Genomic DNA, 21,170 nt, shown 5'->3' on the forward strand with positions numbered 1-21,170 from the left:
CGCTTCACGTTTTCGCGTAAGCTAAAAAGTAACATACATTATGAAAAAGTTTTTAAAAATAACCGGAATTGTCGTTTTGATATTGATCATTGCGCTCATCGCATCTCCTTTTTTATTTAGAGATTCGCTTGAAAAACTGCTCGTTAAAAACATTAATAAAAATCTTAACGCCACGGTGGCTTGGGAAGATTTTGACCTCAGCCTATTTAGCAGTTTTCCAGATGCGGCGTTGGTCATTTCAGACTTTAGCGTTATAAACAAAGCTCCTTTTGAAGGAGACACGCTTGCCAGTGGAAAGACGCTGAAACTCGATATGGGAATCACCCAACTTTTTAAAAGTGGCGACGACCCTATTAAAATTGATGCGCTTGAACTTGATGAAGCATTTGTGAATATCCACTTGGATTCCCTCGGAAATGCTAACTACGATATAGCGCTCAAGGACGATGCACCTATAGCAGACAAGACTATTTCTACCGAAGAAAGCACCGGTTTTACCTTTGATTTGCAACGTTACGAATTGAAAAATTCGCGTATAAATTATACAGACGAAGCAACAAAAACGTACTTAATGCTATCAAATGTAAACCATCAAGGAACAGGGGATTTCTCAGCCGCAAAATCGAAATTGGACACCGAGACTACTGCCGTTGTATCATACAAAATGGGAGATGTTGCTTATTTGAGTGAAAATAATGTAACGCTAGATGCGGTTTTTGATATGGACCTTGAAAACCAAAAATATACATTCCTTGAGAACGAAGCGAAAATCAATGAACTACCGCTCAAATTTGACGGATTTGTAAAAATCAATGAAAACAATAATGAGATTGATTTAACTTTTAAAACACCTTCTTCAGACTTTAAAAACTTTCTTGCGGTCATCCCAAAAACGTATGTAAAAGAACTTGATGGCGTTACAACAACCGGTAATTTCACCGTCGATGGAATTTTAAAAGGCATCGTTGATGATACGAGAATACCTACAATGGATATTAAAGTTCGTAGTGACAATGCTTCGTTTAAATACCCAACCTTACCCAAAGCTGTTCAAAATATTTCTATAAATGCTGACCTCATCAATACCACGGGATTGATGCAGGATACCTATCTTAATATTGGAGGTTTAACCTTTAAAATTGACAACGAAATATTTAATGTAAGCGGAAGTTTAAAAAACTTTACTGAAAACATGCTCGTCAACTTGGCACTCAAAGGAACGCTCAACCTCGCCAATATTGAAAAAGTGCTCCCAGTTGAAATGGATCAAAATTTAACCGGAATCTTCAAGGCAGATGTTACTACAAATTTTGACATGAATAGTGTTGAAAATGAGCAATACCAAAACATAAAAACAAATGGAACGGCGAGTATTACAGATTTCAATTATGCTGATGCTGCATTTCCAAATCCTATTAAAATAAGTAGTGCAAATATTAGCATGTCGCCCGGTAGCATTGTTTTGAACGACATGAATGCATCCTCTGGAACAACAGACATCAACGCAAAAGGGAGCATTCAAAATTTGATTCCTTGGATCATGGCGAAGCAAGATTTAAAAGGGAATTTTGATGTCACTTCCAATACCTTCAACATTAACGATTTTATGGTTGCCGAGACCAGAACAACTTCAAAGAATAGCGGTGGGAGTTCCCTTTCCGCAGAAGATACCGGTATCAAAATTCCAGATTTTCTTGATGCCACTTTGAACTTCAATGCAAAAAAAGTGATCTATGACGATTTAACACTTGACGACGCGAAAGGAACCGTATCCATCAAAAATGAAACGGCACAATTGAGCAATGTTACTTCGTCTATTTTTGGAGGTAATATTGCCCTTGACGGAAATGTAACTACGAAAAACGATGTACCTACATTTGTGATGAATCTGGATCTTTCTAAAATAGATATCGACCAGTCTTTTTCAAAAATGCCAATGTTGAAATTTCTAGCACCCATTGCAAAGGCGCTGCAAGGAAACATGAATACAAAATTCAAACTCAACGGAAATCTAACGAAGGATTTAACACCGGTTTTATCAAGTTTAGGCGGTTCAGCTTATGCTCAAATAATAACCGCTCAAGTTGATGGTAACCAAACTCCATTGCTAAATGCACTGGGAAGCCAACTCTCGTTTTTAAATTTAGACAAGTTAGAATTAAGAGATATTGACACCAATCTTTCTTTTGACAATGGAAACATTGTTGTGCAGCCGTTTGACTTTGACGTAAAAGGGATTAAAATTACCGCGGGAGGTTCGCACAGTTTGAGCAACACCATAAATTATGACGTAAAAATGGATGTACCCGCAAGATATTTGGGAAGCGACATTACAAATTTACTCGCTAAACTTGACCCTTCTGAAGCAAACAATATGACGGTAGAACTGCCCGTAGGTCTTACAGGTACATTTACAAATCCTAAAATTAAAGTGAACACAAAAGCGGCCGTGACTGAACTCACGCAACGCATCATTGCAAAACAAAAAGATGAATTGGTTGACAAGGGAACAAACGCAATAAAGGATATTATAAACAATAATACTGGAGGCAATACAGGTGGCAACGTTGGAGGTATTATTGACGGAATTATTAAACCTAAAGGCGATGGAAATTCTTCAAATACAACAACACCTCCAAAGGATGAAAAACCAAAAGAAATTATTAAAGATGTAATTGGTGGCATTTTCGGGAATAAGAAGAAAGATAGCGTTAACTAATGTATGTTGGGCCGTAATGCTCATTTTAAAGATATGTAATGAGTGACCCTATTATTTTATTGGTTTTTTTAATTTCAGGATGTATTATTTCTGGATTGGGAGCCCTTCCTGCAAGTTCCTCAAATGTAGCGATGGTGACAACTACACTTGACTCGTCTTTTAAAAAAGCTGTCAATATTGCTTATGGCGCTGGATTGGGAAGCGCACTTATCGCATTTATTGCCTTATGGTATAGCCGAGTATTTACCAACTACTTTGAAAATAATCTCTGGATTCAAATTTCATTTCTAGTACTCTTTTTTATTATTGGAATATTTATAATTACAAGAAATTTAATTGATTTTGGATTTGAAAATCCCTTATCCAAGGAATGGAATGTTGGAAGTTTTTACAAAGGTTTTTTGTTAGCCATTTTCAATCCACCGGCGTTATTGTTTTGGATTTTTATTTTATCACTTGCCAATCAATTTTTGTTTTCAATTACAAAATTCAGCCCAATTCTTGTCCTCATTTGTTTTTTCGCGGGTGTGTTTATTGGAAAATTTGGCGTGCTTTATATGTATGGGAAATTGAGCGATAAAGTCAATACAAAAGGTTCAAAAAACAAGGATAGAATTCACACAATAATTGGCTATATTCTCGTAATTGGAAGCTTAGCTCAAGGAATTAGAATGATATTTGACTTGTAGTGATGATTATTGTTTAAGGGCATTCAACAATACTTCTTTGCATTGTGGCCATTCGGGTTTTAGGATACTCAAAACAATACTATCTCTTCTTTTATTTTCTATGGCAAAGTTTTGCCTTAAAACACCCTCTACTTTACAGCCTAAACTTTTCATGGCGCGAATGCTACGTTCGTTATTTACATCTGCTCTAAACTCTACGCGTTCCATTTGCAGTGTTTCAAAGGCATATTCTAAAAGTAATAACTTAGCATTTTTATTGAGTCCGGTTCCTTGAAAATCTTTGCCATACCAAGTGTACCCTAGCATCAACGTTTTATGGACAGCATCAATATTATAAAATCGCGTACAACCAGCGTATTGCTTTTTAAGTTTATCGTAGACTATAAATGGATATGCACTTCCATTGTTTTTAAGTTTCAATGCTTCGGAAATATAATCGTTTAAATCGCTTTCGGTTTGAAGTTGTTTTAGTGAATACGTCCAAATTTCAGGTTCGTTTTTTACAAATTTCAGAAGAAAAGAAGCATCTTTTTTAACCAAAGGTCTTAACAGAACGCGAGAATTTTCAAGTTGTACCGTTTCAGAAGTTATCATCTCTAGAATAATTTAGTTTGTATTTATGATTTAAACTTTTTCTAATTGTACGTTTTGACTGCGCTCAACCGGACAGATTTAAACATTAATGGCCACAACAAAACCCTCATTGCTACGCACGTTAAAAACTGTGTTGTCTTCAAAAATGAGGTATTGGCCTTTGATGCCTTTAAGTATGCCTTCAAAATCTGGAGTCTTTGTGAGATTGAGTGTTTTCAATTTTTTGGGATATTGCAATACTGGGAATTCTAGGTTGGTTTCGGTATTATTCTCTATAAAATACTGTTGGGCTTCTTCGGGGATGTATTGCTTTAATTTATCTCGCCAAACCACTAAATCTTCGTCTTGCACTTCATTTTTGAGCATCGTTCGCCAATTAGTTTTATCTCCCACATGGTCTTTTAATGCGACTTCGGTAATGCCCGCTAGATACCGATTGGGGACTTCTACGATTTCAATGGCCTCGTGTGCACCTTGGTCAATCCACCTGGTGGGGACTTGTGTTTTCCGTGTCACTCCCACCTTCACATTACTGCTATTTGCAAGGTAAACGATGTGAGGTTTGAGTTGTACTTTTTGTTCATATTCTAAATCTCTCTCCTCAATGCCCAAGTGTGCTTTGCTCAGTTCTGGTTTCATTATCCAGTCTGCCGCTTGTGGTATTTCAAAAAAACAGTCGTAGCAAAATCCCTGTCTGTAAATTTTTTTTTCCTTTTTACAATTAAGGCATTGATAACCAACAAAACTGATGGTCATTTTTTTATCTAACAATTGATTGACATTCAGAAAATCATTTTCAAAGACGAGATAGTACTGAATGGGTGAACCTATTTCGGTTTGCATTTTTGTAAGAACCCCTTGGTATTGCATAAAAATTTAATGTATTTTTAAAATCTAAAGATAGGTCAAAAATATGCCAATCCCCATTGTAAATTCGATTGCTTCATGGTTTTTAAAGAAACGCTTTCACCAAATAGAGCTGTTCCTTAAATACCCTATCGATGTACAAAACGAACTACTTGAATATCTTTTAAGCACTGCAAAATTTACTGAAGTTGGAAGAAAATACGATTTTTCAACCATAAAAAGCTACAGAGAATTTATTGAACGAGTGCCCATCACAAACTATGAAGACAATAGTGATATGATTGAGCGTTCTCGCCGTGGCGAAAGCAATATATTTTGGCCTTCGCCCATTAAATGGTTTGCAAAATCCAGTGGAACAACAAATGCAAAAAGCAAATTTATTCCGGTGAGCAATGAATCCTTGGTGGATTGCCATTATGCAGCTAGTAAAGATTTGTTGTGCATGTATCTCAATAATAATGAGGATGCAAAATTGTTTGTGGGAAAGAGTTTGAGACTTGGCGGAAGCAAAGAATTATATACTGAGAATGGGACTGTCTTTGGCGATTTATCTGCCATTTTAATTGACAATATGCCTTTCTGGGCAGAATACAGCAGTACCCCAAGTAATGAAGTTTCGTTGATGGGCGACTGGGAAGTTAAAATGCAGGCAATCGTTGACGAAACCATCAATGAAAACGTAACGAGTATTTTAGGTGTCCCTTCATGGATGCTGGTTTTACTTCATAACGTTATTCAAACCACGGGTAAAGATAATTTGTTTGATGTTTGGCCCAACCTAGAAGTCTATTTTCATGGCGGCGTAAGTTTTGACCCCTACATTGAACAGTACAATAAAATACTGCCCAAAGATAATTTCAGGTATTACGAAATATACAATGCCAGTGAAGGATTTTTTGCCATCCAGGACAGGAACGCAAACAAAGAACTCCTTCTAATGCTTGACTACGGAATTTTCTACGAATTTATAGAAATGTCTTCCTACGGAAATGAGACACAGAAAATCATTCCTTTGTGCGACGTAGAAGTTGGTAAAAATTATGCCATAGTGATTACAACCAACGCTGGCTTGTGGCGATACAAAGTGGGAGATACTGTTAGATTTACTTCTGTTCAACCACACCGTATTAAGGTAACTGGAAGAACCAAACACCATATCAATGTGTTTGGGGAAGAGCTTATCATCGAAAATGCTGAAGCTGCCCTTAAACAAGCCTCTAAAATCACGGATTGCGAAATTGTAGAATACACGGCTGCTCCCATATTTATGAAAGGCAAACAAAAAGGAGCACACGAGTGGATTATCGAATTTAAAAAACCACCTTCAAATTTTGAAGTCTTCTCACAAGAATTAGACAACGCACTTATGCAAGTCAATAGTGATTATGAAGCAAAACGATTCAACAATCTCACATTGAACGCACCCAAAATTCACGTGGGTCGGGAAAAGCTTTTTTATGATTGGTTAAAACAAAGAGACAAATTAGGCGGGCAACATAAAGTACCCAGATTGTCAAATAATCGTGATTTTTTGAACGAATTACTCGACCTCAATAAGTAACAAAACTCGTTTTATCGATTAAAGACATCTTTCTTCCGATTAAAAAAACTCCGTTAACCCGCGTTATTATTCACTTCACCGAAGAATAAAAAAAATCGTGTATTTCAACGAGTATCTTTCTCAGTTCAACTAAAACTTTTGGTAGTACTTTTCTTACGTCATATGTTTGTACTGTTCTAATGAAGTAACATACACAATGAAAAAAGTAATTTTTATCCTAGCTACAGTAATCTTAACAAGTACGATGACGTCTTGTGGAACTACTTCTTCAATTCAAAATAATGATGCTGAAGTTGCCGGTTATACTTTGAAAGACAAAAAGCAATTGATGGAACAAAAGATTTTAAATACCTCAACAAAAAAGGTAATTGCATTACCATAAAAATAAGTAAGTTTAAGTAAGTTAAATTTCAAAAGTCCTGATCTGGAGAGAATCAGGGCTTTTTTTTGCGGTAACTTGTGCGGTTTTGATTTCACCTTTATAATTACTTTTATCCTCACCCTATAAATTAGTACGTTTTCGATTCTAATTTCCTAAACATAAAAAAACCCGAAGTGTAATAAAACACCACGGGTTTGAATGATTAAAATTTTCGCGTGAGCTTAAGAAACTGCTTTCAGCTTTTTAATAGTCGATTTATTTAGTTTATCCTCAGCATATTCCTTGGTAACTTGAAGCGTTTTCACGTCTGTTCCCGGCAACTCAAACATTCCATCTGTCAAAATGGCTTCGCACAACGACCTAAGTCCTCTTGCTCCCAATTTGTAAACAACTGCTTGCTCTACGATAAAGTCCAGAGCCTCCTCTGTGATTATAAGCTCAATATCGTCCATTTCAAACAACTTTATGTATTGTTTGACAATCGCGTTCTTAGGCTCGGTTAAAATCGCTCTGAGCGTTCCTTTATCGAGCGGATTCATATATGTCAATACAGGAAGTCGCCCTATTATTTCAGGAATTAATCCAAAATCTTTTAAATCCTTTGGAATAATATATTTAAGCATATGGCTACGCTCTAGAAAATCTTCTTTTTTAGAGGCACTAAAACCAACAGCTTGCATATTCAATCGCTTTGTTATATGACGTTCAATACCGTCAAAAGCGCCACCAGCTATAAAGAGAATGTTCTCGGTATTTACTTCAATAAATTTTTGATCCGGATGTTTACGACCTCCCTTTGGCGGTACGTTTACAACCGTTCCTTCCAGTAATTTAAGCAATGCTTGCTGAACGCCTTCGCCACTTACATCTCTTGTTATGGATGGGTTGTCACTCTTGCGAGCAATTTTATCAATCTCATCGATAAATACGATTCCGTTTTGTGCTTTATCTAAGTCGTAATCTGCGGCCTGCAAGAGGCGCGTTAAAATACTTTCTACGTCTTCGCCTACGTAACCGGCTTCAGTTAAAACTGTTGCGTCAACAATAGCCAATGGTACATTTAACATACGAGCAATAGTTTTTGCAACCAAGGTTTTTCCGGTACCCGTTTCTCCAACAATGATGATATTACTTTTTTGAATATCAATGTCGTCGTCAGTTTTGGGTTGCAACAATCTTTTGTAGTGATTATAAACGGCAACACTCATTACTCGTTTTGTGTTGTCCTGTCCTATTACATAATCGTCAAGAAATGCTTTTATAATTTTCGGCTTTTTTAGCATTAAGTCTTTGCTAATCTCATCACCTTTGGCATGAACTGCCTCTTCAACTACAATGCCATGCGCCTGCTCTATACAGCGGTCGCAAATATGCGCGTCCAAACCTGCAATGAGCAAACTCGTCTCCGCTTTTTTTCTTCCGCAGAAAGAACATTCTAATACTTCTTTAGCCATAATTTATTTCTATAATCGGTATATTCTTATGCCGATTTATTACGAGATAAAATCTCATCAATCATTCCATATTCTAGCGCTTTATCAGCTTTCATCCAATAATCTCTATCGCTATCTTCATAAACTTTCTCGTAGGTTTGTCCGCTATGCTTTGCAATAATGGTGTAGAGTTCTTCTTTCAGTTTTACAATCTCTCTAGCCGTAATTTCGATATCACTAGCTTGACCTTGCGCACCTCCAAGCGGTTGGTGGATCATTACTCTAGAATGGGTCAACCCGCTTCGTTTTCCTTTCTCTCCCGCGCATAAAAGTACTGCGCCCATTGAGGCTGCCATTCCAGTGCAAATAGTTGCCACATCTGGCTTTATAAATTGCATAGTGTCATAAATACCCAATCCGGCATATACACTTCCTCCTGGCGAGTTAATGTAAATCTGGATGTCCTTAGACGCATCTGTACTTTCTAAAAACAGCAATTGTGCTTGCACAATATTTGCTACCTGGTCGTTAATTCCCGTTCCTAAAAATATAATACGATCCATCATTAATCTAGAAAAAACGTCCATTGCTACTGCATTCATTTGGCGTTCTTCAATAATATTTGGAGTAAGCCCCATTGGGTTCATACTACTTGTTATTTTATCGAAGTAATTACCGTTGATACCATGGTCGCTTATCGCGTATTTTTTAAACTCTTTTCCGTAGTCCATATATTTTTTTATTCTTTAATCTTAATTGAATTTTTTCTTCTGAAATCTTAATCATTCCACCCTTTTGTACTGTCAAATAAAGTGCCTAGTTTAAATGAACTGACATATTGTATGTCCAACAGAATTAAGGTTTTAAAAATTTAAAATTTCAGAAATAAATAGGGCGCTCTATCATACCATAAAGCGCCCTAAAGATAACTAAAATCTTAATGAATTACTCGTAGGCTTCTTTGATGAATTTCTCATACGTTACCTCTTTTGTTTTCAATTTTGCATTTTCCTTGAAAAACTGAAGCAATTTATTTGTATTCAACTGCTCGCCCATACGCTGTACCTCTTCTTGGTTTGACATGATACGCGCTGCAATATTGTCAAGCTCTTCGTCGCTAGGGTTCATTTGACCAAACTGCGCCATCTGCGCCTTTATCATCCCGCGGCTATATTCTTTTAGCTCATCAAAGGTAGCCTGTAAATTATTTTCCGCTCTCAATTTTCCTTCGATTAATTGGTAACGTAATCCTTTCTCACTTCTTTCGTATTCTGCTTTTGCTTCCTCTTCGGTCATTGGTTTCTCTGCCGAAACGGCAATCCAACGCTCTAAAAATTCCTTAGGAAGGTCAAATTTTGTGTTCTCTATTAATGATTCAACAACATCGTTCAACATTTTTTGGTCGCTCTGTTGTTCAAATTGCTTTTCGGCATCTTCTTTTATTTTTGCTTTTAGCTCTTTTTCAGATTTAACAACACCTTCACCAAAAAGTTTATCGAACAACTCTTGATTTAACTCCGCCATTTCACGAGTGTTTACTTCTTCAACTTTGAATGTTACCTCATCAATATCCTTTGCATCCTCAGCCGTTACACCTAAATGCTTTTGGATTTCGTGATCCTCGGCAAACATTCCTTTCACTTTTAAAGAAACTTCGTCACCTACCTTAGCACCCGTAAGCGCTTTGATTTGCGATTTTCCACTTAATGTATCAAGTTCGAGCGTTGTGCTTTTATCAATTCCTTTTTCTTCATTAATAAAAGTCCCCGTAACCTCATCTCCTTTTGCAGCAGCATCTTTACTTACTAATTTTCCATATTGCTTGCGGATAGTTTTTACTTGATTGTCAAGCATTTTATCGTCTGCAACTACTTTATAGTTTGTTATTGCTTTTTTAGTTACATCAACATCAAACTTAGGAGACATCCCTAAATCGAATTCGAATTTAAAATCGTCACTTTTCCAGTCAATTTCACCTTCATTTTTAGGAAGTGGATTTCCAAGAATATCAAGTTTTTCTTCTGTAAGAAATTTATGTAATCCTTCTTGAAGCAATTTGTTCACCTCTTCAACCAACACCGCTTGACCGTATTGTTTTTTTACCATTCCCATAGGGATATGTCCTTTTCTAAAACCTGGAATATTTGCAGTCTTTCTATAATTAGTAAGCACTTTTTGAACAGCACCGTCATAGTCTTCTTTCTTTATTTCAACTGTTACCACTGCATTTAATGCATCAATATCTTTTTTCTTAATATCCATTTTTTACTTTTTTTCTTTAGAAATTTCACTTCGGAAATCTTATGCAAACACCCTTGATTTACGAGCGTGCAAAAATACGATTAATTATCAAGCTTACAAAAAAATTGGAAAGAGGGCTAATAGGTTTAAAAATTTGGTTTTTAATAAGGTGGAAATTTCCGAAGACAAAAAAATCCCCACCAATTATTCATCAGTGGGGATTTACTATGTTTAAGTCTAGTTTTCTAGTACTTATTAGTTGTTGTTCAATGTTACAGTACCATAGTTTCCTATGTTTACATTAGGAATTGTAGCATTATAAGCACGGTTTATTTCATTGATAATCACGTTTGCTGTGTATGCATATCCTCTAGGCGTAGGGTGTACACCATCAAGTGAAAAAGCACCACCTGTAACATAAGTAGAAGTTAAACTACCTCCATCAAAACCAACGCCACCTGAAGCAACACGCGCCAATGCAGCTCTCGCATCAACATAACCAAGACCTTTTGCAGAAGCAAGTGCTTGAATTGTTGAATTGTATGCAGCTCCAGCTGTTGAAACACGTCCTTGCTCAACCGCAGTTAATACAAAGCGATCTTCTAATGGAATTGAAACTCCCACAACTCCTTGCGGATTAGCAGGGTCTGGAACAGTACCTAAAACGCTTGAAGCAGGCAAAACAACCAAGTCAGTATTGTTTGCTTGACGCAATTGACCTAAAAGTCCTGCAGTGGCTGGTGGTAAATTAAAAGGAGGTCCTTGTAAAGTAGGAGCAATATCAGTCAAATCATCATCCATAATGATTGGGAAATTAGCACCTGCACTAAAGTTAATCATTCGTGACGCAGCTTCTTCTGCAGAGATAACCATAGCCTGAACCAATCCTGGTAAAACCTGAGTGTTATACAATGCAAATTGCGCGTTCAAAGCTCCAGCAGTTGCTGCGTCTAAAGGAATAGATTGTGCAGGAACTGTTGTAAAGTAAGGTATTGAAGTAACTTCAGGAATATTAATCAAAACTCCACCAGCACCATTTGCTGTCAAAGCATCAACATAACCAGAATATACAGAAGCGAATACGTTAGGATCTGTAATATCAGAAGAACCATAAGTTGCAGGATTTAAATTTCCTGTTTGGTCAACTCCAGACCCGCCCGAAGTAGCATAACCCAAGATATCGTTGTTCCCAATCCAAAGACTAAAGAACGTTGGGCTTTGTGCAGCTGCATCACCTATAACCGTTGCATTAGGACTTGAAGCCATACGAACAAAATAAGGGTTTGCGCTTGGAGGCATGGTTGACAAACCTGCAACGTTACCATATCCTTCAGCTCCCAAATGGAAACTTTTTGCTCCTGGAACTCCCATATTATTAAAAGGACCAGCGATTACATTTGAAACCTCTGTTGTTCCCTGACCCGCCAATGGCACTGGCCCAGGATTTCCGTTTGCACCTACTGAAAGAACCAATCTATTTCCGAAGCCTGGTAAAGGAGCTCCACCTAATAAAAGACCACCTAAGTTGTCATTCATTAAAGGTTGTGTAAACTCACCTCCACCAGCTAAAGCAAATTGCTGTGACATAATATTTGGGAATGAATTTTCTTGTCCTGAAATATATAATGCCCCATCAGCATACCCAGAAGTAAGTGAATTACCTATTGCCACATAGTTTGAGAAATCTGCATCACCATTTGTGTAGAAATTATCTTCAACGGGATTTTCAAATTCAGGCTCACAGCTTACAAACCCAACGGCAAGTAAGCCAATCATTAATTTTATAGTATTTTTCATCTTGTAATTTTTTTTGGATTATAGTTGATATGTGATACCTAAACCTGGTACGAATACACTTGATTTGTAGGTTCCTTCGAATGGCACTGATTGACCATTTTCGAAGTAAAAATCATAAGAAGCATCCACTTCTTTGAAATGCAAGTATAAGAATGATGCATCCACTTGAAATCGACTTCCAACATTGAACGTCAGACCCGCCGTATAACCGTTACTGTCGTTACGTGGTGTTTCTGGTGCAAAATATCCAGGTTGCACAGGAGATTCATCAAAGTAATAACCTGCTCTCAATGTGAAAGCATCTGTTGCTTTGTATTGCAATCCGAATCTATAGGCAGAAGAATTTTTGTAATTACGTGCGTTATTAGAATCTGCAATCCCTTCGTCAGCAAATTGTATGTCTAAAGACTCATAAACATCCCAAAATTGTCTGTTAAAATCAAAAGCAAATAACCACTTATCACAAAATTCATAGGAAAGACCTACTGTCAATTCAGCTGGCAATGGTAATGCTGCATTAAATTGTGTCTCAATAGTTCCGTCATTTGCAGGAAAAGGCACTAAAGGAGAATTTGGAATGTTTTCAAATGTGGCATCACCACCTTCAGCTTCAAGAATAATTTTTGATCGATAGTTCATACCCAATGTTAAATTTTCAGTAGGATTAAACATCCATCCTGCTGTCCATCCCCATTTTGAAATCCCGCTGTCGTCTAATGTTACTTCGGTACGCTCTCCCTCAAAATTTGAAAGGGTACGGTTTGCGTTACGGTTAAAGTTAACGCTACCAGTAGCATAGATAGGACCACCACCAATACTAAAATATTTGCTCAATTTTATAGAAACCGTTGGCTGAATAAAGATAGCCTGAAGGTCAATATTATTAATCAAGTGAGAACCAGCCCAGTCATCTTCATAGGTTACACCACTTCCGTAAGGAGTGTATACACCAAGGCCCAATGCTAACCAATCTGTAGCTTGGTATGAGATGTATGCGTAAAAAGGAGTACCTACATCACTATCAGTAACAGCAGATTCACCTGTTGCGGTGTTTTGGTAAGCAACATCAGCAAATACACCGTGCGCTCCAACCGAAACACTTAGCTTATTTTCTAAATACACTAATCCCGCTGGATTAAAAAATACAAGTTCACTACTGTTTACAACAGCAACACCTGTGTGACCCATCGCCAAGGCTTTATTTCCTTGGAGACTTACCCTATAGCCACCGGCATAGGTTACTGCTGCAGTAAGTAAAAAAACAGCAAGAAGTAAAACTTTTTTCATAATAGTTTTCCGTTAAGTTAAAATTAAAGTTTGTTTGTTTTGTCAATTAAAATACGCATTAAAATTGAAATATAACAATTACTATGCATACATAATAAATTAAGACTTGCAATGTTATAAAAAATTCATAACAATTTGGTAAAATTCGGTAGGATTTTCTGCGTGCAGCCAATGCCCAGCTTTCGAAACTGTTTTTATTTCGCTCTTCGGAAATTGTTTTTTGATGCCCCATTCATCTGCGTCTTCAATATATCCCGACTTTGCTCCTCTCACAAAAAGCGTGTCTCCTTCAAAAATCTTTGAATCTGCAAGTGCCTTCCCCACCTCTTCAATTTTTGCCGAAACTACAGGTAGATTAACGCGCAACGCCAAAACTCCTTTTTCTTTCCAATATAAATTTTTGAGTAAAAATTGTCTAATTCCGGTGTCCTTAATATATTCACTCAGAACATCATCCGCCTCTCCTCTACTTTTTAACGCACTAAAATCTAGAAGCGATAATGCTTTCAAAATATCTTGGTGATGTTGCGGATAAGCCTTGGGACCAATATCTGCAACAATTAATTTTGATATTCTCTCAGGATGCGTAGTCGCAAATTCCATGGCGGTTTTCCCTCCCATGGAATGACCGATAAGATTGATTTCATTTAAATTATGTGCATCGCAATATTTCAGCACATCTTCTGCCATTACTTGATAATTCCATTTGTCGCTATGAAAACTTCGTCCGTGATTTCTTTGATCAACAAGATGTACTTGAAAACCATCTTCGGCAAATTGATTTGCCAGTGTTTTCCAATTATCACCCATTCCCATAAATCCGTGTAAAATGACCAACGGTTTTCCTTCCCCTATTATTTGTGAATGCAGTGTTTCCATTATTTTAATAGTTTTAAGTATGCCTCAACGGTAGGTTGCAGTCCTATATATATGGCTTCGGCAATTAAGGCATGGCCAATACTCACTTCGGCGAGATGGGGAACGTTTTGTTTGAAGAACTGAATGTTATCTAAAGACAAATCGTGCCCTGCATTTACCCCTAAACCCAACTCATGCGCTTTTTCCGCGCACGCGACATACGGTTTAATGGCGGTCATATTTCCGAGGGCAAATTGTTTTGCAAACTCCTCTGTATATAATTCAATACGGTCAGTTCCAGTTTTTGCTGCTCCTTCAATTTGATTGATAACAGGATCCACAAAAATGGAAGTACGGATGTTATTTCTCTTAAAATCGGAAATCACTTCCATCAAAAAATCTTTGTGTTTAATGGTATCCCAACCCGCGTTTGAGGTTATTGCATCCACGCTATCTGGCACAAGCGTAACCTGTGTGGGTTTTATGGTCAGCACCATATCCATAAATTTCTGGATTGGGTTTCCCTCAATGTTATATTCGGTCGTTACAACGCTTTTTAAATCGTACGCATCTTGATAGCGAATGTGTCGCTCATCTGGGCGCGGATGTATAGTTACACCTTGTGCACCAAACAATTGTACATCTTTTGCAACTTGGACCACATTAGGATAATCGCCACCTCGCGCGTTTCGAAGGGTAGCTATTTTATTGATATTTACACTTAGTTTTGTCATATTACTATCCGCCTGGTCGGGCATCTTTTTAATTAAACTTGACGAGAATAGTTCGGTTTAGTTTCTGAAATCAAACAACTTCAAAAAATGGGTTGTATATGAAACATTTTAGAATTGAACGTACTTAAAATTGTTTCGGTTTTCTATTTTCTGAAATCAAACAACCTCAATTTCACTCTTAAAATTTCCGAAGAACTTCTCTTTGAAAAACAAAAATACAACCCTTCCATGCAGTTTTGAAGTTATATTTTAAGTAATTTGCATAAAAAACAAACGCTTTGAACACATCTGAATATATTATTAACGACATCCAGCCTTTTGATAAAACTGCGCCTATTAGCTCTGTTCAAAAGGCATTTAACCAATTGACATATTCGCACATTCCGGTAGTTCATGAAAATGATTTTGTTGGTAGCGTTTCGGAAACCGATGTGCATTGCTTTGAAACCGATAAAGTAATTGGTGATTTTCAATATGCACTCGAGCCTTTTCACGTGAAGGAAGATACCAATTGGCTTGATATTCTGGAAGCTTTTGCATTGCACCAAAGCAACATTATGCCCGTGCTAAATATTGAAAATGAATACCTTGGCTACTATGAGTTGAGCGACATCATGCAACTATTTAACGACACGCCATTTTTGAGCGAAGCCGGCGGAATCATTGTTGTGGAGAAGGGTATTCTAGATTATTCTTTTTCTGAAATGTGCCAAATAGTAGAGAGCAACGACGCGAAGATTCTAGGAATATTTATTTCAAAAATTAGCAATGATTTAATGCAGGCAACTATTAAAATAGGGCATACTGGAATGAATGCGATTGTCCAAACTTTTAGACGCTACAGTTATAATGTGGTGAGCAATCACGAAGAAGATAAATTTTTAGAGGACTTGAAAAAGCGATCAGACTACTTGGATAAATATCTAAATATGTAAGTGATGAAAATAGCGATTTACGGTCAATTTTATCATGAAAACAGCGAGCAGCACATTCAATCAATTTTAGATGTTTTGCAACGCCGAAATGTGACTATTGTAATTGAAGAAAATTTCTTGGCAATGATGAATGAACATAAAAAATTTCATTCAGATTTGTCGAATATTGAAACGTTTGCAAAACTCGACAGCTCGTATGATTTATTTTTCAGCATAGGCGGTGATGGTACGATTTTAAAATCTGTCACATTTGTTAGAGATTTAAATATTCCTATTGTAGGGATCAACACGGGAAGGTTAGGATTTCTAGCCACGATACAAAAAGAAAATATTGCCGAAAGTATTTCTGAAATTTTAGAAGGTGATTATTACATTTCAGAAAGAACATTACTCTCCATTGAAACAGACCCGGGACATCAAGAAATAGTACCGTTAAATTTTGCTTTGAACGAAGTAGCAATAAATAGAAAAAACACCACTTCAATGATTAAAGTGGAGACATTTATTGATGACAAATACTTAACATCGTATTGGTCAGACGGATTAATAGTAGCCACACCCACAGGCTCTACTGGATATTCTTTGAGTTGTGGAGGTCCAATTATCGACCCAACAAACGATTGTATTATTTTAACGCCAATTGCGCCACATAATTTGAGCGCGCGACCCTTAGTAGTGCAAGGAGACAGTAAAATTACTTTGAAAGTTACGGGAAGGGAGAAAGAATATTTGTGCTCTTTAGATTCTCGAATTCTTGCCCTTGATAATGAAACTTCAATAAAAATTCAAAAAGCTCCTTTCAAAATCAAACTTGTCCAACTCAACGATGAAAGTTTTGTTAAAACCCTCAGAAAAAAATTGCTTTGGGGAGAAGACAAGAGAAATTAGACAATAAAATACTTCAAAAAAGGTTTACAAATCAGAGTCTTTCCCTTATCATGGGGTAAAGACAAGTTTATTATTATATTTGCAAACTTTTTAACTTTTATGAGGTATTTAGCAGCCCTAATTTTACTTATAATTTGCCCATTTTTCGCGCATTCGCAAACCTACGAAATAGGAGGTTTTGTGGGTGGAGCAAATGTTATTGGCGACGTAGGAAATACAGCTTACATAAATCCAAACACACTCGCGGTTGGCGGCATCTTTAAATGGAACCGAAGCGAACGTCATTCATTTAGATTTTCAGCAACTTACGCAAAAGCCGAAGGTGACGACAGAGAAAGTAGTGAAGAAAGAAGACAACAGAGAGGTTATTCCTTTCAAAACTCAATTAAAGAAGCTTCTCTTGGCCTGGAATATACTTTTTGGGAATTTAATCTAAATACAGGAAACCCAGTTTCAACTCCTTATTTATACACAGGAATCACTTATTTTTTATATGAAGCTTCATATATCACAGGGGATGGAGTTTACAAAGATTATGAACAAGCAGGCTCTTTCGCAATACCCATGACTGTCGGTTACAAAGCCACAATAAGCACAAAATTAATAGCGGCCGTTGAAATTGGCGCACGCTATACCTTTACTGATGATCTTGATGGGAGTTATCCAGTAAAAGGACTTGCCGATGCAGAAGAACTCCGTTTTGGTAACGTGAATAATAACGACTGGTATGTCTTTACAGGCTTGACATTATCCTTTACCTTTGGTCGAGAACCCTGTTATTGTAATTTCTAGAAAAATGAGTCGTCTCTTAGATCAAATAGATATAAAAAAGCTTCCGCAGCACTTGGCAATTATCATGGATGGTAATGGTCGCTGGGCAAAGCAGAAAGGTCTTTTTAGGTCTATGGGTCATGAAAATGGCACTAAAGCAGTGAAGGAAATTACAGAGGCATGTGCCGAAATAAACATTCCATTTTTAACATTGTATGCTTTTTCTACTGAAAACTGGAACCGTCCAAAACTTGAAGTAGAATTTTTAATGAAGCTTTTAGTTTCTTCTTTAAAAAAAGAGATTAAAACATTGCAAGAAAACAACATTAAGTTAAATGCAATTGGTAACGTTGATGCATTGCAACCCAAGGTAAAGAAAGAACTGTTTGATGTTATTGAAAAGACCAAAGACAACACTAGAATGACCTTGACACTTGCGTTAAGTTATGGGTCTAGAGAAGAAATAACAAAAACAATTAAAGAGATTAGTCTTAAAGTTAAAAAAGGACTAATTTCGCCGTTCGAAATTGACGAGCAAATAATACAAAATCACTTATATACAAAAGATTTACCAGACGTAGATTTATTGATTAGAACAAGTGGCGAGCAACGCATTAGTAATTTTCTATTATGGCAAATTGCGTATGCCGAGTTATATTTTACAGAGGTGCTTTGGCCAGATTACACTAAAGAACATCTATTTGAGTCAATATTGAATTATCAAAACAGAGAAAGAAGATTTGGAAAGACAAGTGAGCAACTTTAGGAGAATTCAGTTTTTGAAATTACATATAAAATTATATAGCATTGTACTCTTTACAATGCTTTCGGTTTTTTCAGCACAAGCACAAAAAAAAGAGCTAGACTCCGGTATTAAATATGAAATCAATGATATTAAAGTAGTTGGGACTCAAAGTTTCAATGAAATGACTGTCATTGCATTTACAGGCTTGAAAGTTGGTGAGCGAATATACATTCCCGGAGAACGCTTAAGCGAAGTAACCAAAAAATTGTGGGAACAAAACCTTTTTAGTGACATTGCAATCTATGTTTCTGCTATGGACGGCGACCTAGTAGATTTAGAAATCTACATCGTTGAGCTACCTAAGCTAAACACAATCACCTTTGAAGGAAAAGGAATGCGCAAAGGTGTTGTAAAGGAAATAAAGAAAGAAACCGATTTAAAACCCGGACTTAAAATCACTAAAAACCTACTTACCACTACAAAGAATATCATAAAAAACAAGTATGTAGAAAAAGGTTTTTACAATACTGAAGTTCTCATAAGTACAACTCCCGAAGTCGATTCTACAGGAACCGAAATTGCCAAGAACATGAATATCATTGTCAATAAAGGTAAAAGAGTTAAAGTAAGACCCCTTGAATTTGAAGGAAATGAGAATCTTTCTGACGGAAAATTGAGACGTTCCATGAAAAACACAAAACGTAGAAACCCAGTACGTTTATGGAAAATGTCAAAATTTACTGAAGCCGGTTATGAAGAAGATAAGGCTTCAATTATTGAAAAATACAAGTCAAATGGTTATAGAGATGCCCGTATCATCAAAGACAGTGTGTTTGAGAGAAATAGAAAAAATATAGGCATCAATATTGAAATTGAGGAAGGACAAAAATATTATTTTGGAGATATAAAGTTCTTAGGGAATAGTGTTTACACAGATGGTCAATTACGCCAAACTTTAGGGATTACTAAAGGTGAGGTATACAATGGTACGCTACTTAAAAAACGTATTGAAGACAATACAGATCCAGAAGCTTTTGATTTAACTAACTTATACCAAAACAACGGTTATTTATTTTCACAAATAAACGCCGTAGAAGTTGCGGTGCGCCAAGATACTATTGATTACGAAATCAGAATTCGTGAAGGTAAAAAAGCATATTTTGACCACATTACTGTAGTTGGTAACACAAAGACAAACGACCACGTAATTTACCGTGAATTAAGAACACGTCCTGGGCAAGAATATAGTAAGAGAGACGTAGTAAGAACTATCCGTGAATTAAGTCAACTTGGCTTTTTTGACCCTGAACAAATTTCACCAAACTTTAAAAATGTAGATCCAAACAATGGAACTTTGGATATGGAATATTCTGTCGTTGAAAAGGGATCGAGCCAGATCGAACTACAAGGTGGTTATGGTGGTGGTGGTTTTGTAGGAACACTTGGACTTTCCTTCAATAACTTTTCATTAAGAAATATATTAAACAAAGAAGCTTACACACCAATCCCAATGGGAGATGGTCAAAAATTAGCATTACGTGCGCAAGCAAGTAGTTTTTATCAAACATATAGTATTTCACTTACTGAACCCTGGCTTGGAGGAAAAAGACCCGTGCAATTGAGTACATCTTTTTCACACACAGTTCAATATCGGTACGACTTTCAAAATAGAGAAGCAGACCGTGATCAGCGTTTCTTAATTACGGGAGGTTCCGTTGGTCTTGCAAAAAGATTAACTTGGCCTGATGATAGTTTTACTTTTTCAAATGCAGTGAGCTTTCAACATTACAATCTTAAAAATTATAATACGGGATTATTCACTTTTGGTGATGGGTATTCAAACAACCTTGCCTATACCGTAGGACTCAGCCGAAACAATGTGGGTAACAACCCTATTTATCCTAAATTCGGAGCAAATTTCAGCTTGACAGCAAAAATGACGCTTCCGTATTCAGCATTTAATGGAGTAAATTATGAGGCACTAAAAGATGAGCGTGATGGATTAGATGCTTTTATTCTTGAAAATGTTAATTCACAAGGTCAAATAATTGATAACGAAGGTGCAGTTATTGATGCGAGAGATAGAATTTCTGAAATAGATCAAGAGAGATTCAAATGGCTGGAATATTACAAAATTAAATTCAGCGGTGAATGGTACACTAAGCTTTATGACGATTTAGTCCTTAAAACTGGAACAGAGTTTGGTTTCTTGGGAGCATATAATGGTGACAGAGGGATTGTACCTTTTGAACGATTTTTTGTTGGTGGTGATGGACTTGGCGCTTATAGTTTAGATGGTAGAGAGGTTATTCAATTACGTGGATATCCCAACCAATCATTATCTCCACAAGACGGAAATACCATTTTCAATAAATTTTCGTTAGAGGTAAGGTATCCTATAACTTTAAAGCAATTAGCATCAATATATGTACTAGGATTTGCTGAAGGTGGAAACTCTTACGACGGATTTAGAGACTATAATCCATTTAGTATTAAGAGGTCTGCTGGAGCAGGATTACGTATATTTATGCCCGCATTTGGATTATTGGGTATTGATTTTGGATATGGATTTGACCCAGTACTCGGTGGAACAGAACCTAATGGCTGGGAAACACACTTTATTATAGGACAACAATTTTAATTTGGCACGATATTTTCTTAACTACAAC

General features: G+C 36.6%; 18 protein-coding genes. 9 read left to right on the forward strand and 9 right to left on the reverse strand.

Features of this window, described 5'->3' with window-relative positions; all coding sequences use genetic code 11:
* Window positions 1–40: 40 nt before the first annotated feature.
* A complete protein-coding gene (locus ACSHW7_RS13530; protein WP_435679897.1) occupies window positions 41–2,719 on the forward strand; it encodes an AsmA family protein in 2,679 nt (892 codons plus the stop codon).
* Window positions 2,720–2,757: 38 nt separating this feature from the next.
* The gene (locus ACSHW7_RS13535) at window positions 2,758–3,408 is read left to right on the forward strand and encodes a hypothetical protein (protein WP_435679898.1); all 651 of its coding nucleotides are present in this window, start codon (window positions 2,758–2,760) and stop codon (window positions 3,406–3,408) included.
* Between the two features lie 6 nt (window positions 3,409–3,414).
* Here ACSHW7_RS13535 and ACSHW7_RS13540 read toward each other — a convergent pair whose 3' ends face one another.
* Together ACSHW7_RS13540 and ACSHW7_RS13545 are read right to left on the reverse strand one after the other, a co-directional pair.
* Entirely contained in the window at window positions 3,415–4,002 is a 588-nt protein-coding gene (locus ACSHW7_RS13540; protein ID WP_435679899.1) for a GNAT family N-acetyltransferase, read from the reverse strand.
* A 78-nt stretch (window positions 4,003–4,080) separates the two neighbouring features.
* Window positions 4,081–4,872: a DUF2797 domain-containing protein gene (locus ACSHW7_RS13545; RefSeq protein WP_435679900.1), complete on the reverse strand. Its 792-nt coding sequence runs from the start codon at window positions 4,870–4,872 to the stop codon at window positions 4,081–4,083.
* Between the two features lie 43 nt (window positions 4,873–4,915).
* Between ACSHW7_RS13545 and ACSHW7_RS13550 the strand changes: the two genes are divergently transcribed.
* Complete coding sequence (locus tag ACSHW7_RS13550) at window positions 4,916–6,430, forward strand: GH3 auxin-responsive promoter family protein (RefSeq protein ID WP_435679901.1); 1,515 nt, start codon at window positions 4,916–4,918, stop codon at window positions 6,428–6,430.
* Between the two features lie 196 nt (window positions 6,431–6,626).
* Complete coding sequence (locus ACSHW7_RS13555; RefSeq protein ID WP_435679902.1) at window positions 6,627–6,812, forward strand: hypothetical protein; 186 nt, start codon at window positions 6,627–6,629, stop codon at window positions 6,810–6,812.
* A 221-nt stretch (window positions 6,813–7,033) separates the two neighbouring features.
* Here the strand turns inward: ACSHW7_RS13555 and clpX are convergent, their stop codons facing one another.
* The 7 genes from clpX to ACSHW7_RS13590 form a co-directional block, all read right to left on the reverse strand.
* Window positions 7,034–8,266: an ATP-dependent Clp protease ATP-binding subunit ClpX gene (gene clpX / locus ACSHW7_RS13560; RefSeq protein WP_435679903.1), complete on the reverse strand. Its 1,233-nt coding sequence runs from the start codon at window positions 8,264–8,266 to the stop codon at window positions 7,034–7,036.
* A gap of 26 nt (window positions 8,267–8,292) precedes the next feature.
* Window positions 8,293–8,976, reverse strand: coding sequence for an ATP-dependent Clp endopeptidase proteolytic subunit ClpP (gene clpP, locus ACSHW7_RS13565; RefSeq protein ID WP_435679904.1), 684 nt, complete (start codon window positions 8,974–8,976; stop codon window positions 8,293–8,295).
* Window positions 8,977–9,190: 214 nt separating this feature from the next.
* Window positions 9,191–10,507 (reverse strand): trigger factor, encoded by a 1,317-nt coding sequence (gene tig / locus ACSHW7_RS13570; RefSeq protein WP_435679905.1) that lies wholly within the window; start codon window positions 10,505–10,507, stop codon window positions 9,191–9,193.
* A gap of 234 nt (window positions 10,508–10,741) precedes the next feature.
* On the reverse strand, window positions 10,742–12,283 hold the full coding sequence (locus ACSHW7_RS13575; protein WP_435679906.1) for a G-D-S-L family lipolytic protein: 1,542 nt from the start codon (window positions 12,281–12,283) through the stop codon (window positions 10,742–10,744).
* Window positions 12,284–12,301: 18 nt separating this feature from the next.
* Window positions 12,302–13,570: an OmpP1/FadL family transporter gene (locus tag ACSHW7_RS13580; protein ID WP_435679907.1), complete on the reverse strand. Its 1,269-nt coding sequence runs from the start codon at window positions 13,568–13,570 to the stop codon at window positions 12,302–12,304.
* Window positions 13,571–13,684: 114 nt separating this feature from the next.
* Window positions 13,685–14,449: an alpha/beta fold hydrolase gene (locus tag ACSHW7_RS13585; protein ID WP_435679908.1), complete on the reverse strand. Its 765-nt coding sequence runs from the start codon at window positions 14,447–14,449 to the stop codon at window positions 13,685–13,687.
* The gene (locus tag ACSHW7_RS13590; RefSeq protein WP_435679924.1) at window positions 14,449–15,162 is read right to left on the reverse strand and encodes a pyridoxine 5'-phosphate synthase; all 714 of its coding nucleotides are present in this window, start codon (window positions 15,160–15,162) and stop codon (window positions 14,449–14,451) included. The genes ACSHW7_RS13585 and ACSHW7_RS13590 overlap by 1 nt, the downstream gene beginning before the upstream one ends.
* Window positions 15,163–15,440: 278 nt before the next feature.
* On the opposite strand from ACSHW7_RS13590, the gene ACSHW7_RS13595 reads away from it, so the two are divergent.
* From ACSHW7_RS13595 to ACSHW7_RS13615, 5 genes are all read left to right on the forward strand, one after another.
* Window positions 15,441–16,097: a CBS domain-containing protein gene (locus ACSHW7_RS13595; protein WP_435679909.1), complete on the forward strand. Its 657-nt coding sequence runs from the start codon at window positions 15,441–15,443 to the stop codon at window positions 16,095–16,097.
* A gap of 3 nt (window positions 16,098–16,100) precedes the next feature.
* Entirely contained in the window at window positions 16,101–16,985 is an 885-nt protein-coding gene (locus ACSHW7_RS13600) for an NAD kinase (protein WP_435679910.1), read from the forward strand.
* Between the two features lie 99 nt (window positions 16,986–17,084).
* A complete protein-coding gene (locus ACSHW7_RS13605; protein ID WP_435679911.1) occupies window positions 17,085–17,777 on the forward strand; it encodes a DUF6089 family protein in 693 nt (230 codons plus the stop codon).
* A 4-nt stretch (window positions 17,778–17,781) separates the two neighbouring features.
* Entirely contained in the window at window positions 17,782–18,522 is a 741-nt protein-coding gene (locus tag ACSHW7_RS13610) for an isoprenyl transferase (RefSeq protein WP_435679912.1), read from the forward strand.
* Window positions 18,523–18,577: 55 nt separating this feature from the next.
* Complete coding sequence (locus tag ACSHW7_RS13615) at window positions 18,578–21,142, forward strand: BamA/OMP85 family outer membrane protein (RefSeq protein ID WP_435679925.1); 2,565 nt, start codon at window positions 18,578–18,580, stop codon at window positions 21,140–21,142.
* Window positions 21,143–21,170 lie beyond the last annotated feature (28 nt).

Source organism: Patiriisocius sp., assembly GCF_051252435.1.
Taxonomy (GTDB): Bacteria; Bacteroidota; Bacteroidia; order Flavobacteriales; family Flavobacteriaceae; genus Patiriisocius.